Source organism: Streptomyces sp. SID14436 (genome assembly GCF_010548465.1).
Lineage (GTDB): Bacteria > Actinomycetota > Actinomycetes > Streptomycetales > Streptomycetaceae > Streptomyces.
Genome location: NZ_JAAGMD010000527.1, coordinates 1 through 602 on the forward strand (window position 1 = coordinate 1; position 602 = coordinate 602).

General features: G+C 78.9%; 1 pseudogene. It reads right to left on the reverse strand.

Annotation, left to right across the window (positions count from 1 at the left end):
* Nucleotides 1–602, reverse strand: a pseudogene (locus G3I53_RS18025) (hypothetical protein); the annotation flags it as partial.

Sequence of the window (602 nt, forward strand, 5' to 3'; positions counted from 1 at the left end):
GCCGCGACGGGGGCCGCCGGGACCACGTGCTCGGCGTAGACGGCGGCCGCGGCGTCCAGGGCCCGCAGCCGGGCCCCGGCGGTGTGCTGCACGTCGAACGCGGCGACGGTCCGGGTCCCGGCCGCGCCGAGCCCCACCTCCACGGCGCCCACCTTCAGCGGAGTCTGCGTGACCGGCTCGTCCGCGTACCGGGTGAAGACACCGACCGACGGCCGGAGCGCGAGCGAGCGGCGGTCCAGTTCCGCGAGCGGGCCCTCGGTCGCCTCGTCGTCCGGCGCGGCGGCCACCACCGGTTCGAAGGCGGGCCGCTCCGGCGCCGCCGTCAGGTCGACGGCCTCGGCCGGGGCGGGCGTCGGCCGGCAGAACGGACACCGCGGATGCGGCAGCAGCCGCTCCGCCAGGACGTCGAAGGACGCCATGTCCTGCACCAGCACCTGCCCCCGCGTCTCGGCCGGCAGCGCCCCGGTGACCAGCCGGAACACCTCGTACCCGAGCAGGTTCCCGAGCATGGCCGCGAGCGGGCCGCGCGGTGCGGGTCCGCCGGCCTCCTCCAGGGCCAGCCCGCTCCACAGCCCGGCGGCCACCGCGGCGTCCGCCGCGTC